This is a genomic window from Robertkochia sediminum, from assembly GCF_016786255.1.
GTDB classification, from domain to species: Bacteria; Bacteroidota; Bacteroidia; order Flavobacteriales; family Flavobacteriaceae; genus Robertkochia; species Robertkochia sediminum.
Window position 1 is genome coordinate 64153 of record NZ_JADMKT010000082.1, and the last position, 15250, is coordinate 79402.

Below are 15250 nucleotides of genomic sequence, written 5' to 3' on the forward strand. Positions count from 1 at the left end.
TCAACACCAAACACTTATGAAACACTGCACTCCGGTTTTTCTCTTACTTACCTTCTTGCTGGCCATACCCGTTCAGGCCCAAAAAATGAGTAAGGAAAAGAAGACCCTTATCGACCACATTGAACAACAAAGATCAGAAATGACCGCCATTTCCGATAGCATCTGGGCGCTTGCAGAAGTAGCCTTCGAAGAGCAAGGCTCCAGCGAACTACTCGCCAGTTATGCCGAGAACAACGGCTTTCAGGTAACCCGCGGTGTGGCTGGAATGCCTACTGCCTTTGTGGCCACCTATGGTTCCGGGAAACCGGTGATCGGGATCCTGGGCGAATTCGACGCACTGCCAGGAATTTCCCAAAAGGCCCAGCCAACGAAGTCGCCTCTTAAGGAAGGCGCTGCAGGGCACGGGTGCGGACACAACCTTTTTGGTACCGCCAGTCTCGGAGCTGCGATCGCGATCAAGAAAATGATCGAGGACGGAAGCCTGAAAGGTACCGTGAAGTTCTACGGTACGCCTGCCGAGGAGAAATTCTTCGGTAAGATCTGGATGGTAGAAGCAGGCCTCTTTGACGATCTTGACGTTTGTATGGACTGGCACCCTGCCGCAGAGACCAAGGCCGATGTGCAAAGCTCTCTTGCCCTGGTCGATTTTATCGTGGAGTTTCACGGGCAAGCTGCCCACGCTGCAGGAGACCCATGGAACGGCCGGAGCGCATCAGACGCCCTGGAGCTGTATACCACCGGGATCAACTATTACAGAGAACATGTAAAGCCTACCGTTCGTATTCATTACCACATTCAGGATGGCGGACAGGTAGTGAACGTGGTACCCGATTACTCTAAGCTTTGGGTACGGGTTCGCGATACCAAAAGAGAAGGCCTTGCTCCTGTTTACGAGCATGTAAAACGCATGGCAGAAGGTGCTGCCATCATGGCCAATGTAGACCATGAGGTTTCCCTGGTTTCCGGGATCTACGAACTCCTGGTGAACCGTACCGGGGGCGCTGCTATGCACAAGAACCTGGAACTTTTGGGCGACATCACCTACACTCCGGAGGAGATCGCCTTTGCCAAAAAGATACAGGAAGCGGTGAACAAACCTACCGTTGGAATGAACAGCAAACTCAAGCCCTTTGAAAAGACCAAGGAAAATCCCGGCGGTGGAAGTACCGATGTAGGAGATGTGAGCTGGGTAGTACCTACCATAAGGATGGGCGCCACTGTAGCTCCTAAAGACACCCCCTGGCATTCCTGGGCCGTAGTGGCCTGTGGCGGCATGTCTATTGGTCACAAGGGAATGCTCCACGCCTCCAAGGCTTTGGGTATGACCATGATCGACCTCTATAAGGACCCGAAACTAATCGAAGAGGTAAAAGCCGAATTCAAAGAGCGTAAGGGCGATCACGAATACAAGGCCCTTATCCCCGAGGGTGGCCCTCCGGTAGGAAGCAATTAATAATCGTCGTGTGAGCAGCGTATCACCCTAAAAATAAGCCCCCGCAAGTGTAAAACTTACGGGGGTTATTTTATGATATCCCTCTAAGGGGTGTTATGTGCTGTGTCTGCTTAGTCGACCCTTACGATCCTGGCTCCGATCGCTCTCAGGCGCCCGTCGATATCCTGGTATCCACGATCGATCTGCTCAATATTGTGGATGGTCGAAGTTCCCTCTGCAGAAAGGGCTGCAATAAGCAAGGACACTCCTGCACGAATATCGGGAGAGGTCATGGTGGTTGCCTTGAGTCCCGATTCAAAATCGTGACCGATCACTGTAGCGCGGTGTGGATCACAAAGTATGATCTTGGCGCCCATATCTATAAGCTTATCTACGAAGAAAAGACGGCTTTCGAACATCTTCTGGTGAATAAGCACACTACCCCTGGCCTGCGTAGCCACGGTAAGAATGATACTTAAAAGGTCGGGAGTAAATCCGGGCCATGGGGCATCGGAGATGGTAAGCACCGACCCGTCTATATAGTTTTGTACTTCATATCCGTCTTTGTGCTCCGGAATATGAATATCGTCTCCCCTGCGCTCAATGGTGATCCCCAGTTTGGCGAATACAGAAGGAATAACACCGAGGTTATCCCAACTAACATTCTTTATGGTGATCTCACTCTTGGTCATTGCTGCCAGACCGATCCAGCTCCCGATCTCGATCATATCAGGTAACATGGTATGCTCTGTACCTACCAGTTTCTCTACCCCTTCAATGGTAAGCAGGTTCGACCCGATCCCGGAGATCTTAGCTCCCATGCGGTTGAGCATATTACAAAGTTGCTGCAGGTAAGGTTCACATGCTGCGTTGTAAATAGTCGTGGTACCTTCTGCCAGCACTGCCGCCATAACGATGTTGGCCGTACCCGTTACCGAAGCTTCATCGAGTAACATATAGGTTCCTTTGAGCTTTTCGGCTTCAACCCCATAGAAGTATTCTTCGCGGTTGTAGCGAAAGCTAGCCCCGAGTTTGATAAAACCTTCGAAGTGCGTGTCGAGACGTCTTCTCCCGATCTTATCACCCCCCGGTTTCGGAATAAATCCGCGACCAAACCTGGCCAACAGCGGCCCTACGAGCATGATCGACCCCCGGAGTCCTCTTCCGTCCCGCTTATATTCTTCAGAATGCAGGTACTCCAGATGAACATCATCGGCTTTAAAGGTATAGGATGAAGGTCCGATCTTCTGGATCTTCACTCCCAGGTTCTCCAACAGATCGATGAGCTTATTCACATCGATGATATTGGGAATATTATGAATCGTTACTTTTTCGTCGGTGAGCAATACCGCACATAGAATCTGGAGCGCCTCATTCTTTGCGCCCTGAGGAGTGATCTCTCCCTGTAGGCGGTGCCCCCCTTCAATTTTAAAGGTTCCCATAGCTGATTTTTAATAAGGTTTAGTAGCGTTTTTTACCACGTCCCTTCCCGTGGTGTTTGCGTCCGCTTCTGGACTTGTGACTCTGGCTGCTGCTGTTGTTGGTGCGCACCAGGTTTTTACTTTCGGCCAGATCTTCATCCCATTTAGCAAGGTTGATCTGCCCATCGCTCAATTCGAAAAGATGATGAAAGATCACCTCGTCTTCAACGGTATCCTTGTTCCAGTTGAGGTAACTCTTTTTCATATGATTAGCAATGGTAAACTTCAGGGCGTCTTTAAGGTCGCCATCTTCCCAGCTCACACATTCGTCGATCATCCGCTTGATATTGTTTCCGTAAAAGCGGTATTTGGGATGATTTTGAGGATACTCGAGGGGCTCAGGTCGCTCAGCGAGCATCTCTCTCGTAGGTTTAGGATAGGGTGAGTCTACATCAAGACGAAAGTCGGATATGATAAACAGCTGGTCCCAAAGTTTATGCTGAAAATCGGGAACGTCACGCAAATGCGGATTCAGGTTACCCATCACCCCTATAATGGCATTGGCCACCTTATTGCGCTCTTCCCTGTCTTCAATAGCTACGGCATCGTTCACCATTTTCTGAATATGTCGTCCGTATTCAGGAATGATCAATTTCTCCCGTTCGCTGTTGTATTCTAAATTGTCGATCAAAATATTTGTTGATTATTTAACTGAAGTATGCTTGCAGTCCGTGTTATGATTCCGAAAAATACTAAAAATATATCATCCGGAAGGATCCTTAAAGGGAAATAACCCCTTTGATCTTCCCAACCTCCTTGTATTTCAGGATCACGGCTTCAGGACTATCCATCACTACATTAATTGAAACACTGGTGTACTTTCCTCCCGAAGACGCTTTTTTTCGAATTACCGCCCCGGTATTATCAAACAGCTTCTCAATGGCCTCCATCTTCCCCTCTTCACTCTTTACAATGAATTTGTAAAGGTATTGGGATGGCCAGGTAGTACTCTTTTCCAATTCGTCATGTAATCGCTGGTAGAACGCTTCCGCTTCTTGAGGATCTTTCATGTGGTCTGTTTGCTTTTTTTGCAAAGATAGGCCTTAGAAATGTATTTTTTATTACCAATTCATTTAGTTATTTTGCCATATGAAGCAGAATGATGCAAGAATTAAGAAGATCGTAGTAACCGGCGGGCCCGGAACCGGAAAGACCACCCTTATTGATAAGTTAAAGGAAAGAAACTTTCATTGTCTTCCTGAGATCTCCCGACAAGTAACCCTGGAAGCTCGTAAACAAGGTATCGAACAATTGTTTCTTACAGACCCGATACTCTTTAGCCGCAAGTTAATGGAAGGGCGCATCAACCAGTACCACGAGGCCATGCGAAATGACGAGGGACTGGTATTCTTTGATCGCGGAATTCCAGACGTGCTGGCTTATATGGATTACATCGGAGACAAGTATCCGTCAGAATTCGAAGAGGCCTGTCATGATCATCTTTACGACCAGGTATTCGTTCTGCCGCCATGGAAAGATATCTACATCTCAGACAATGAGCGGTACGAGAATTACGATCAGGCCAGAAGAATACACGATCACCTGCTGCTTACCTACGACCGTTTCGGATACCGTGTCTATGAAGTACCTACCGGGACTCCGGAGGTTCGAACGGATTACATCATTAACAACATCACCGGATAACATGAGATCAAAAAACCCTGAGGAGGTACTGCAAACCTATTGGGGTTATCCATCGTTCAGGGAACCTCAAAAACAGATCATCGACCACGTTCTGGGAGGCGACGATGCCATGGTCCTGCTCCCCACCGGAGGAGGCAAATCCCTGTGCTACCAGGTACCGGCTATGTGCAAAGAAGGTATATGTGTAGTTATTTCACCCCTTGTAGCCCTGATCAACGACCAGGTAAACCAACTCAAAGAAAAAGGGATCAAGGCCCTCGCGATCACCGGAGGTATAAGTCCGATAGAGTTAAGCGACCGACTTGACAACGCCATTTTTGGTAATTATAAATTTCTTTATCTGTCTCCCGAGCGACTGCAACAGGAACTGGTACTGGAAAGACTGCGGCAAATGCCTGTTAACCTTATCGCGGTAGACGAAGCCCACTGCATCTCCCAGTGGGGTAACGATTTCAGGCCGGCTTACCGCGAGTGCGGGATCCTGAGAGAGATCCTGCCGGAAGCTCCCCTAATCGCCCTTACTGCTACGGCAACCTCCCGGGTAACCGAAGACATCAAGAAGAATCTGGATATTGAACATTCGAAGACCTTTAGTACCGACTTTCGAAGACCCAACCTTCGGTACTGGATACGGGAATGCGAAGATAAATATCACGAATGCGCTAAGATATTCAGCAAGCTAAAAGGTAGCGGCATCGTTTATATAAGGAGCCGGAGAAAGAGTGTTGAATTTGCGCGGGAGCTCAACGCCAGGGGTATTGATGCCACCTTTTTTCACGGCGGACTCACTGCTGCAGAGAAAAAGGACAAGCTCGCCGCCTGGATGCAGGGCGAGGTCAGGGTCATGGTAGCCACCAACGCCTTTGGTATGGGGATCGACAAGGCCGATGTGCAATGCGTACTTCACGCCGACCTCCCCGACAGCATAGAAAACTACTTTCAGGAAGCCGGGCGCGCAGGAAGGGACAACAGCGAAGCCTGGGCTATCATGCTGTACAATAAGGGCGACCTGGAAACCCTGGAGAACCAATTTGTAAGAACCATCCCCGACACAGCGTTCATCACCCTGTTGTATAAAAAACTGTGTAATTACCTGCAGATCGCTTACGGAGGAGGCAGCGGAGAACAGTTTGAACTCAATTTCAACGAGTTCTGTAATACCTACAAGCTCAACCACATGCTTACCTACAATGGCTTACAACTATTGGATCGGAATTCAGTGTTGCGACTCAGCGAACAATTTCACAAGACCAAAAGGGTACAGTTCACGGTAAGCAACCACAAACTGTTCTCATATATGGATCGCAATCCTTCGTCTGAGGCGTTGATACAACTCATCTTGAGAACCTATGGAGGCATATTCGATATCATGACCCCCGTAAACACCGACCTGTTGGCCAAGAGAACCGGCATGGAAGAAAAACGTATCTCCCACTGGCTGGAAAAGTTCAAGGCCGATGGGATCATCGAACTGGAAGTCTATAATTCCGACACCTCCATCACCTTTCTTTGTCCGCGTGAAGACCAGCACACCATTAACAGTATCGCGAGGGATATAGAAGTGCAACGGAAGAACAAGATCGACCGGGTACAAAAGATCAAGGAACTATTGGTAACCGACACCTGCCTGACCAGTTTTATAAGTGATTACTTCGGACAGGGAAAGACCGAACCCTGTGGCAAATGTTCGGTTTGCCACCCCGGAAAAGGTCAGTCTAAAAGACCTACATTTGCCATGCTCCGGAATGCCATCCTGAACTGCTTACAGCAAGGCCCCAGATCATCAAGAGATATCACCACAGTTACAGAATTTGAGGAAGTCGCCATTCTCGACGCCCTGGAGTTGTTGTTAAAGGAAGAAGTTATAAAATTAAATCAGCGAAACGAATACTACAGATCATGAAAAGGAACCTGAGGATCGTTTTTATGGGGACCCCCGATTTTGCGGTGGCCACCCTTAAGGAGATCATAGAAAACGAATATGAAGTGGCTGGGGTGATCACCGCACCCGACCGTCCGGCAGGAAGAGGACGCAAACTGCAAATGTCTGCCGTGAAGAAATTCGCACTGGAAAAGGGGCTTAAGGTATTGCAACCCATCAACCTTAAAGACGAAGCATTCCTGGATGAATTAAAGGCCCTTGACGCCAACCTGCAGGTCGTGGTAGCCTTCCGTATGCTTCCGGAGGCCGTTTGGAAGATGCCCGAATACGGCACCTTCAATCTCCACGCCTCCCTCCTGCCCGAATACCGCGGTGCTGCGCCTATTAACTGGGCTATTATAAACGGGGAAACCAGAACAGGAGTCACCACCTTTTTTATCGACGAAAAGATTGATACGGGAGAGATCATCATGAGCAGGGAACTCACCATAGGCCCCGACGAGAATGCCGGAAGCCTACACGACCGACTTATGGAGACCGGAGCACAATTGGTCACCCAAACCCTGGAAACCATTGCATCGGGCCCTGTAACCACGCAACCCCAGCCCAAAGGAGATCAAGAGAAAAAAGCGTATAAGCTCAATAAAGACAATTGCCAAATAGACTGGTCGAGGCCTTGCCGTGAGGTACACAACCTCGTTCGCGGGCTCAGTCCGTATCCAGGAGCATGGACCACCCTGCACAACCAGGGGCAGGAAGCGCAAGTGAAGGTATTCTCCACTGCAAACACCAGCATGGATAAGGCAGCCCCCTCCGGCGCATTAGTAGTTGATGGAAAGGCGCTCTTTATTCGTTGCGCAGACGGGTGGTTAGAGATCGAAGAAATGCAACTCCCGGGGAAACGCAGAATGTCCGTAAAAGACATTTTGAACGGAACGGATTTTGACGAGGATGCTCATTTTGGGTAAACCCGCATAAACAGTAGTTCTACGGCCGATTTAGTAGAAAACCACCTACTTTATTAACAATAGACCGAAGTTATTAACAAAATCTGCTGATTTCCTTGCTATTCCTTGCATGGCACGGATTTCCGTTTAAATTTGTTACACGATTAGAATAAATGTTTAACCAATCTTTTTGTAAAATCTTTAAATTATGAACAAAACAGAATTAATCGATGCGATGGCTGCAGATGCAGGAATCACTAAAGCTGCCGCTAAGAAAGCTCTTGAATCATTTTTGGGTAACGTTGAAGGAACCCTTAAAAAAGGAGGTAGAGTTTCTTTAGTAGGCTTCGGATCCTGGTCTGTTTCTAAAAGATCTGCCAGAGAAGGTAGAAATCCTCAAACAGGAGCTACCATCAAGATCGCTGCTAAGAACGTAGTGAAATTCAAGGCAGGTGCTGAACTTTCTGATGCAGTAAACTAAGACAGTAGCACTATACAACTAGAAAAAGCGCCCGATCGGGCGCTTTTTTTATGCGTATCATCCAATATCTATAAATTTTCACTACCATTTATGACATATTAATAGAAAGTTACTATATTTAAAATGTAACTATTAAAAATAACAAGGGCTTATGGTTTCTTCAACTCCAAAGAAAGGCCATTTGCTCATTGCCGAACCTTCAATAATTGGTGATGTAGCTTTCAATCGGTCAGTTGTGCTCCTCGCTGAGCACAATCAGGAAGGGTCAATAGGATTCATTTTAAATAAGCCCCTGGAATTCCGACTCAACGAACTCGTTCCTGATATTAAAAAATCGTTCAAGGTCTATAATGGCGGACCGGTAGAACAGGATAATCTATACTTTATCCACAAAGTTCCCGGCTTAATAGACAACAGTATCGAGATCTCTAACGGTATTTATTGGGGAGGTGATTTTGAAACTATCATCGACCTGATCAACAATGGCTCCATACAGGAAGAAGATATCAAATTCTTCTTAGGCTATTCCGGATGGGAAAATATGCAATTGGAAAAGGAACTGGGTAGTAATTCCTGGGTGATCTCAGAAAACCACTACCAAAGCAGTATCATCAAAAAATCGACCACTCATTTCTGGAAAGAGAAAATGATGGAACTCGGAGGCGATTATGTCATATGGTCTAACGCCCCTGAGAACCCTTCCTTAAATTAATATCAGCAACGTTACGTCAGGCTCCTAAACGCACCAGGGCATTCAATCTGCCTACTAACTTCCTGCTTACCTCACTACCAAATTTCTTCTTCCGATATTTACTAACGGCAATGATCCCTGAGATCACATTGGTAATAAACAACTCATCGGCCTTTTGCAGTTCGAAAGGCGAAATACTTGCTTCTTCGATCTCGTATTCTTCGGTCTTTTTGATGATCTCGATCAAATTCTTACGCAATACCCCGTTAATACTTCCATCGGCCACGGGAGGAGTCTTGATCTTGGTTCCTTTTACCAGGAAGAGGTTACCATTTATAGCTTCCACCACCTTTTTATCGGTATTGATCAACAGACAGTTCTGGTAGTCATTCTCTTCGGCAAAGATCCCGGCAAGAACATTCAGGGCACGGTTATTCGATTTTACAGAGCTCAGTAATCCCGGAGCCATGTAGTGGTCTTTGAACAGCTCCACCTCGTAGTTCCCTACCTCGATCTGGTAGAATGGGGTGTCCAGGGGTTTGGCTTCAATGACGAAATCCACACCCCTTTGACTTGGGGTATACAGTCCGCCATCTTTACGAAAAACGGTCATGCGTATACGCGCATTCTTCCCCTCCAGGTCATTATGCGCCAGGGTTTGAAGGATCTGCTCTTCAAGGTATTCCATGGTAAAGTTCATGGGGATATCCATGCGGAGAATACGCATAGAAGCCATAAGGCGCAAGTAGTGGTCTTCCCAGAACAAAGGTTTTCCACCGTTCGCACGAATGGTTTCAAAAGCCGCATCACCATAACGCAGTCCTCTGTTCTGTTCATTTAAATATGTCGCATCGCTCCTGAGGATGGTTCCGTTAAAATTTACCATAAAAAAATGCCTTGATTTTTTTCAAGGCACAAATATACTGGTATTCATTTAGCTTTCCTAAACCGAGCCCAGAACATGTTTCAGATCGGATACCTGGTTTTCCCAGAGCATCCTGGCCTCGTCCATTTCATCTTCATCGGTGAAATCGGTGACCATAAGTGAAACATCTTTAGTGATCTCATCCACTACGATCTTCATCTGAAAAAAGGTTTCATCTTCAGATTCGAGCCAGCGAAATTTGATCAATTCTCCACTCTTTTTACGAATCACCTTGGCCTGTTCTTCAGAGCCATCCCAAATAAATGTGAACAGCTCCCCGCGGGAATTCACATTATCGGCAAACCACTCAGACAGCCCTGACGGTGTCGCTATATATTGATATAAAAGCTGTGGAGACGAATGGATAGGGAACTCCATTTCGTATTTGATCTTATCTTCCATAGGTTAATTAGTTACTTCTAGGTGGTCAATATAATTATTTCTTTAAAACCACAAGGCAATTTTCGGATGAAAATATTTTTTTCACTTTAGTTTGTACAAGGTGAATTTGTTTATATATTTGCACCCGCTAAGAAAAACAAAGCTTAGCCCAAAGGGAATGGCGAGGTAGCTCAGTTGGTTAGAGCGTCGGATTCATAACCCGGAGGCCACGGGTTCAAATCCCGTCCTCGCTACAACAAACACAAGGCTTTCGAGAGATCGGAAGCCTTTTTTGTTTGGTGGGTACAACATAGGTACCTTGATCAGGCGATTACTTTCCACCTACAAGAATCGGTAGCCCAGCATCAATTTTACGGCATTTGTAAGTCTGCTGCCTCCTCCCAAATGAACAGGTACCTCTCCTGTATCTACAAGCCCCAGATCGTTTCTTAATTCGATCACCAGAGCATGACGCCCCCCAAGTGAAACCCTGCCCCCAATTCCCAGAGAAAGGCCCAGATCTGTTTTCTTTTGAGGAGTGAGTTGGTTTTGCTCCTCTTCTTCATTAGGATAGTCCGGACGATAATTTGTACTTAACAGATAGTTTACGAATCCTCCCGCGTTTATGAATAGCGGCAATCTGCCCACCTTATAGGAAACCATGACCGGCAGGTTGATGTAATTGTAGTGTTTTCGAAACTCTTCAGTACCTGACCTTATAGCGTTATGATCATAATACGTAATGCGAAACACATTGACCTTTCTTTCAAAATTAATGTCGGAGCGCAAGCCCCATTGTTCCCCCAGTCGATATTCCACGGCAGCTCCGACCAGAAAACCCACCTTGAAATTATTGTATTTGGCCAGGTCAAATCCGCGAACATCCGGATAATTAAGTCCGCCGTGAATCCCAAAACCGAATTTTTCCTGAGCCTGCAGCCCCATAGCGAGAAAAACGAAAAATGCATTTATAATAAGTCGATACATATCACAAGATCTGGTATTTAAAGAAGGTTAATTCTTTAAATATATTGCTTAAATTCTAATTAGACATCATCCATCTTCCTCCCCTGCTTCATAATGAATGATTTAGTAATTTTAGGTCACTTCCTTAAGTAACCGCTGCAGCAAATCTAAGCCCGGGCCCATAACCATAGGAAACGATGACACCGAGAAGAAATATTTTCTATAAAATGCGGATAACCGTAATGAATCATGCCGGAGTCACCTTAATTTTAACCTATGGAAACTTTAGTATACATCCCACCAGCACGCAACCAACAAGAAAGCACTATGATCAAAAAAGTACTCATAGCCGAAGATATAGACAGCATTAATGAAGGGTTAGGAAAACACCTTAAGGAAACGTTCAATTTTGAGATCGTTCAGGTGAAGTACTGTGACGAAGCCTACCTGAAGATCAAACGGGCTATTTTAGATGAGGAGCCATTCGACCTGCTCATCTCCGACCTTTCTTTTAAAGAAGACCACCGCAACACCAATCTCAAGGATGGTGAAATGCTTATTGGCAAACTCCGTGAAGATGGCATTGAAACTAAAGCAATTATTTATTCGATAGAAGACCGCCCTTATAAAGTGAAGAAACTACTAAATGACCTGCGACTTAGCGCTTATGTTGTAAAAGGAAGAAACAGCATTAACGAACTCACAGAAGCCATCAAGGTATTGCAAAACGGAGACTCTTATGAACAGCCACAACTGCGCGAAAATCCGGCTGAAGAGGAGCAAATGGAATTGGAAGACTTTGATATCTTGCTGCTCTCCAGGCTCTCTGAGGGCCTTTCTCAGGCCGAGATCCGGGAAGAATTCCTCGCTGAGGGCATCAAGCCCTCAAGCCTGAGCAGTATTGAGAAAAGAGTGAATAAATTGAAGATCTTTTTCAAGGCAAAAAATACGATACACCTCATTGCATTGGCAAAGGACATGGGAATTATTTAGAAAAAAATCATCAGATTATGGTTTTCCGTAAGGATATCCGAAACCTATGCTTCATATTTGTCCTGTGCAATTAAGCACATTATAATTTTGTTTGACATCGAAATCAAACAAGGTTTGGGGGAAAGAGCCCTTCTGCATTTGCAGAGGGGCTTTTGTTTTGCCCCCGCCTCTGAGATGGACTTATACTCAAAGATCACTTCACTCCTACCCAACCAATCACCCTTTAAACGATTCGTTTACAGATAACTGCCTTCAAACCACAAAGGGTTTACTTACCTTTATCGGAAGCTTAATCAATACAAATGTCTTAATACATAAACCAATGATAGACACTTCCGCTTTATTCGACCTGACCAATAAAACCGCCATTGTAACCGGTGGTGGTAACGGCATCGGCAAGAGTGCCTGTGAAATATTAGCAGCATTTGGCGCCAATGTTGTCGTATCTGACCTGAAACTGGAAGATGCCGAAAAGGCATCAGCTGAGATCAATGCCAATGGAGGGCGGTCGGTTGCAGTAGCCTGTAATGTCCTTAAGGATGAAGACCTTCGAAACGTAGTAAAAACGGCAGTAGACACCTATGGCAGCTTAGACATTCTCGTGAACAATGCAGGAGGCGGTGGTGCCGGACGTGAGAATCCGTTCAAGATCACCCTTGACGATTTTAAGTGGGTATTCGACCTCAATGTCTTTAGCGCCTGGCAACTGAGTAAACTCTGTGCCGAAGAAATGCAAAAATCAGGGTATGGTTCTATTGTGAACATCACCTCAATGAGTTCGGTAAACAAAAGTCCGAATATCAGCGCCTATGCCAGTTCCAAGGCAGCCTTAAACCATATGGCGGCAAACCTGGCCCACGATTACGGCCCCTTCAATATTCGCGTGAATTGTGTAGGTCCGGGAGCGACCAAAACGGCAGCCCTGGCCAAGGTGCTCACCCCTGAGATCGAGGAAAAAATGCTTTCAGGAACCCCCATAAAAAGACTTGGAGAAGTAGAAGATATCGCAGGGGCCATCCTGTACTTTGCTTCCCCGGTATCTTCCTGGGTTAGCGGACAAGTACTTTTTGTGAATGGTGGCGGGGTACAAACCCTGGATTAATTCGGCAACTAAAGCACTTTTTAAAATGATTCAGGAGCATATCTGCTTTCTGATGACCATGGTATAAGAAACAAAAAAAGAGGGGCGCTATGCCCCTCTTTTATATACTGATCTATATGGTTATCATAAGCTGAAGTTCAGAAAGATCTCATGTGAACCACGGCCATTTTTACCTATGGCACTTTCAAACTCGGCGATATAAGCGTAGCCCAGATTCATCCAGTCTGCTGCCTTCCAGATGAACATGCCTCCAGTCCCTTCATCGATACGGTACGAGATCCCAAACTCTACCCGGTCTTTAAACTGAACACTCCCAGTAAGATCTACAGACAAGGGGGCAGCTTTAATGTGCCGAAGCATTACAGAGGGTTTAAACACCACTTCTCTGCTCAGACGGACATCATATCCACCGGCGATATAAGCGTGCATTCTGCTTTCATTTAAGGCTATTTCCCCCTCGTTCCCTTCAAGCCTGGCAGAAGCCAGCATTTTAGGAGCAGATACCGCAATAAAATAGCGCTTACCCTTGATCAGGGCCCCTAACCCTACGTTCAGTTTAAATCCGCCATTCAGGTTAGTCAAAGATGGATCTGCAGAAGGGTCAAAGATCTGCAGTCCCTCTGTATTGGCACTATAGCTGTTGGTTCCGGCCTTAATTCCGAAGTACAGGTTGTTGTGGTCATCCAGCTGAAGTTTATAGGAGAAATCTACCATAACACTTGTTTGCTGTTCGATGAAAGTTCGGTCGTTGATCACCGAAAGCCCAAGGCCTACCTTATCATCTACCGGGGTTCCAAAAAAGGCACTTTGCGTTTCAGGGGCACCTACGATACTCGACCACTGACTCCTGAAGTTTATGCCAAACACGGTTTCTCCGTTAATTCCTGCAAAAGCAGGGTTCACCAGGTTCATATTATACCTGTAGAAAGAGTAGTGGGTATCTTGCTGCGCTTGGGTTGTAAACACAGAAAGAACGAAACCTATAATCAGTACTTTATATATGATCTTCATTTTCATCACTCAATAAGAATTAATAATTAAGGAATAACCAACCACTAACAGGCTCATTTCCTTCCTGCAGATCGATCACGAAGTAGTACGAACCGGCCGGAAGTTTTTGAGTATTTCCTTCGGCATACCCGGTCCAGTCGTTCTGATATCCCTGAATTCCGAACACTTGATGTCCGTAACGGTTAAATACCTTGATCACAGCATTCGGATATTCATCGATCCCACGGATCACCCAGGTATCGTTAACTCCGTCTCCGTTAGGAGTAAATGCCTCTGAAGGCACGATCCTTCCTTTTTTACAATCGGCATCCGGTTGCGGCGTTCCCCCTACGGAGTCACAACTATTGTTCGGATCGGTACCATCAATAAGCTCCTGCTCGTCAGAGATCCCATCACCGTCTGAATCTGCGTTGTCCGGATCAGTACCATTGGTAATCTCTTCGTCATTAGATAGTCCGTCGCCATCACAATCTGAAGTGCCTAATGCAGATCCTCCATTCGATTCACAGTCATTTGTCGGACTGGTATTATCGGCTATCTCCTGCCCGTCTGTGATCCCATCACCATCGGTATCGGGATCGTTAGGATCGGTTCCCAAAGCGGCTTCCTCATCGTTGGTGAGTCCGTCGCCATCGCAATCGGCCGAACCAGGCGCTGTACCACCAATAGAATCACAGTCATTGGCTGGATCGGTGGCATCATCTACTTCCTGTCCGTCTGTGATCCCATCACCATCGGTATCAGGGTCATTAGGATCAGTACCAAGAATGTTTTCTTCATCGTTGGTGAGTCCGTCACCGTCACAATCAGCATCTCCGGTTGGTGTACCTCCGTTGGATTCACATGAATCGTTAGGGTTGGTACCATCAGTAGCCTCCTGACTATCACTTATACCATCACCATCAGAATCCGAATTGTTAGGATCGGTTCCGGCAGCAACTTCTTCATCGTTGGTCAGGCCATCGCCGTCACAATCGGCAGTTCCTGTTGGAGTACCACCATTCGAATCACATGAATCGTTCGGGTCGGTACCATCTGTCGCCTCCTGGCTATCACTAATGCCATCGCCGTCAGAATCCGGATCGTTAGGATCGGTTCCTGCTGCAACCTCCTCATCGTTGGTCAGGCCATCGCCGTCACAATCGGCATCTCCGGTTGGCGTACCTCCGTTAGAATCACAAGAGTTATTCGGGTCGGTACCATCTGTCGCCTCCTGGCTATCACTAATGCCATCGCCGTCAGAATCCGGATCGTTAGGATCGGTTCCTGCTGCAACTTCTTCATCGTTGGTCAGGCCATCGCCGTCACAATCGG

At 46.5% G+C, this 15250-nt stretch carries 16 protein-coding genes and 1 tRNA gene; 9 read left to right on the top strand and 8 right to left on the bottom strand.

The genetic code is table 11. The features are described from left to right. Window positions 1-16 precede the first annotated feature (16 nt). Complete coding sequence (locus IS446_RS15285) at window positions 17-1453, top strand: amidohydrolase (protein WP_203061624.1); 1437 nt, start codon at window positions 17-19, stop codon at window positions 1451-1453. 110 nt (window positions 1454-1563) lie between these two features. Here IS446_RS15285 and murA read toward each other — a convergent pair whose 3' ends face one another. The 3 genes from murA to IS446_RS15300 all read right to left on the bottom strand — a co-directional run bounded on the left by murA (window position 1564) and on the right by IS446_RS15300 (window position 3923). Further along, window positions 1564-2874, bottom strand: coding sequence for a UDP-N-acetylglucosamine 1-carboxyvinyltransferase (gene murA / locus IS446_RS15290; RefSeq protein ID WP_203061625.1), 1311 nt, complete (start codon window positions 2872-2874; stop codon window positions 1564-1566). Window positions 2875-2893: 19 nt separating this feature from the next. Then, window positions 2894-3544 carry a DUF4290 domain-containing protein gene (locus IS446_RS15295; RefSeq protein ID WP_203061626.1) on the bottom strand — a complete coding sequence of 217 codons (651 nt, stop codon included), beginning with the start codon at window positions 3542-3544 and terminating at the stop codon, window positions 2894-2896. Between the two features lie 88 nt (window positions 3545-3632). Further along, on the bottom strand, window positions 3633-3923 hold the full coding sequence (locus tag IS446_RS15300) for a DUF493 family protein (RefSeq protein ID WP_203061627.1): 291 nt from the start codon (window positions 3921-3923) through the stop codon (window positions 3633-3635). A gap of 79 nt (window positions 3924-4002) precedes the next feature. On the opposite strand from IS446_RS15300, the gene IS446_RS15305 reads away from it, so the two are divergent. From IS446_RS15305 to IS446_RS15325, 5 genes are all read left to right on the top strand, one after another. Then, window positions 4003-4557: an AAA family ATPase gene (locus tag IS446_RS15305; RefSeq protein ID WP_203061628.1), complete on the top strand. Its 555-nt coding sequence runs from the start codon at window positions 4003-4005 to the stop codon at window positions 4555-4557. Window position 4558: 1 nt separating this feature from the next. Continuing rightward, complete coding sequence (locus tag IS446_RS15310; RefSeq protein WP_203061629.1) at window positions 4559-6460, top strand: RecQ family ATP-dependent DNA helicase; 1902 nt, start codon at window positions 4559-4561, stop codon at window positions 6458-6460. Beyond that, on the top strand, window positions 6457-7407 hold the full coding sequence (gene fmt, locus IS446_RS15315; RefSeq protein WP_203061630.1) for a methionyl-tRNA formyltransferase: 951 nt from the start codon (window positions 6457-6459) through the stop codon (window positions 7405-7407). Before IS446_RS15310 ends, fmt begins: the two co-directional genes overlap by 4 nt. Window positions 7408-7594: 187 nt before the next feature. After that, a complete protein-coding gene (locus IS446_RS15320) occupies window positions 7595-7867 on the top strand; it encodes an HU family DNA-binding protein (protein WP_203061631.1) in 273 nt (90 codons plus the stop codon). Window positions 7868-8018: 151 nt separating this feature from the next. Continuing rightward, window positions 8019-8579, top strand: coding sequence for a YqgE/AlgH family protein (locus IS446_RS15325; protein WP_203061632.1), 561 nt, complete (start codon window positions 8019-8021; stop codon window positions 8577-8579). 16 nt (window positions 8580-8595) lie between these two features. Here the strand turns inward: IS446_RS15325 and IS446_RS15330 are convergent, their stop codons facing one another. Then, window positions 8596-9444, bottom strand: coding sequence for an aminotransferase class IV (locus IS446_RS15330; RefSeq protein WP_203061633.1), 849 nt, complete (start codon window positions 9442-9444; stop codon window positions 8596-8598). Between the two features lie 57 nt (window positions 9445-9501). Next, window positions 9502-9885, bottom strand: coding sequence for an START-like domain-containing protein (locus tag IS446_RS15335; protein ID WP_203061634.1), 384 nt, complete (start codon window positions 9883-9885; stop codon window positions 9502-9504). 159 nt (window positions 9886-10044) lie between these two features. On the opposite strand from IS446_RS15335, the gene IS446_RS15340 reads away from it, so the two are divergent. After that, window positions 10045-10118, top strand: a tRNA-Met gene (locus IS446_RS15340). Between the two features lie 88 nt (window positions 10119-10206). Here IS446_RS15340 and IS446_RS15345 read toward each other — a convergent pair. Then, window positions 10207-10851, bottom strand: a complete 645-nt coding sequence (locus tag IS446_RS15345; RefSeq protein ID WP_203061635.1) for a porin family protein — start codon at window positions 10849-10851, stop codon at window positions 10207-10209. A gap of 255 nt (window positions 10852-11106) precedes the next feature. Here IS446_RS15345 and IS446_RS15350 point away from each other — a divergent pair, with 255 nt between their 5' ends. Continuing rightward, window positions 11107-11823, top strand: a complete 717-nt coding sequence (locus tag IS446_RS15350) for a response regulator transcription factor (protein ID WP_235996539.1) — start codon at window positions 11107-11109, stop codon at window positions 11821-11823. 322 nt (window positions 11824-12145) lie between these two features. Next, window positions 12146-12925: a glucose 1-dehydrogenase gene (locus IS446_RS15355; RefSeq protein WP_235996540.1), complete on the top strand. Its 780-nt coding sequence runs from the start codon at window positions 12146-12148 to the stop codon at window positions 12923-12925. Between the two features lie 123 nt (window positions 12926-13048). On the opposite strand, the gene IS446_RS15360 is transcribed toward IS446_RS15355, so the two are convergent. Together IS446_RS15360 and IS446_RS15365 are read right to left on the bottom strand one after the other, a co-directional pair. After that, window positions 13049-13936: a PorP/SprF family type IX secretion system membrane protein gene (locus IS446_RS15360; protein ID WP_203061636.1), complete on the bottom strand. Its 888-nt coding sequence runs from the start codon at window positions 13934-13936 to the stop codon at window positions 13049-13051. A 19-nt stretch (window positions 13937-13955) separates the two neighbouring features. Then, window positions 13956-15250: T9SS type B sorting domain-containing protein (locus IS446_RS15365; protein WP_203061637.1), on the bottom strand; the 1295-nt coding region annotated here is incomplete at its 5' end.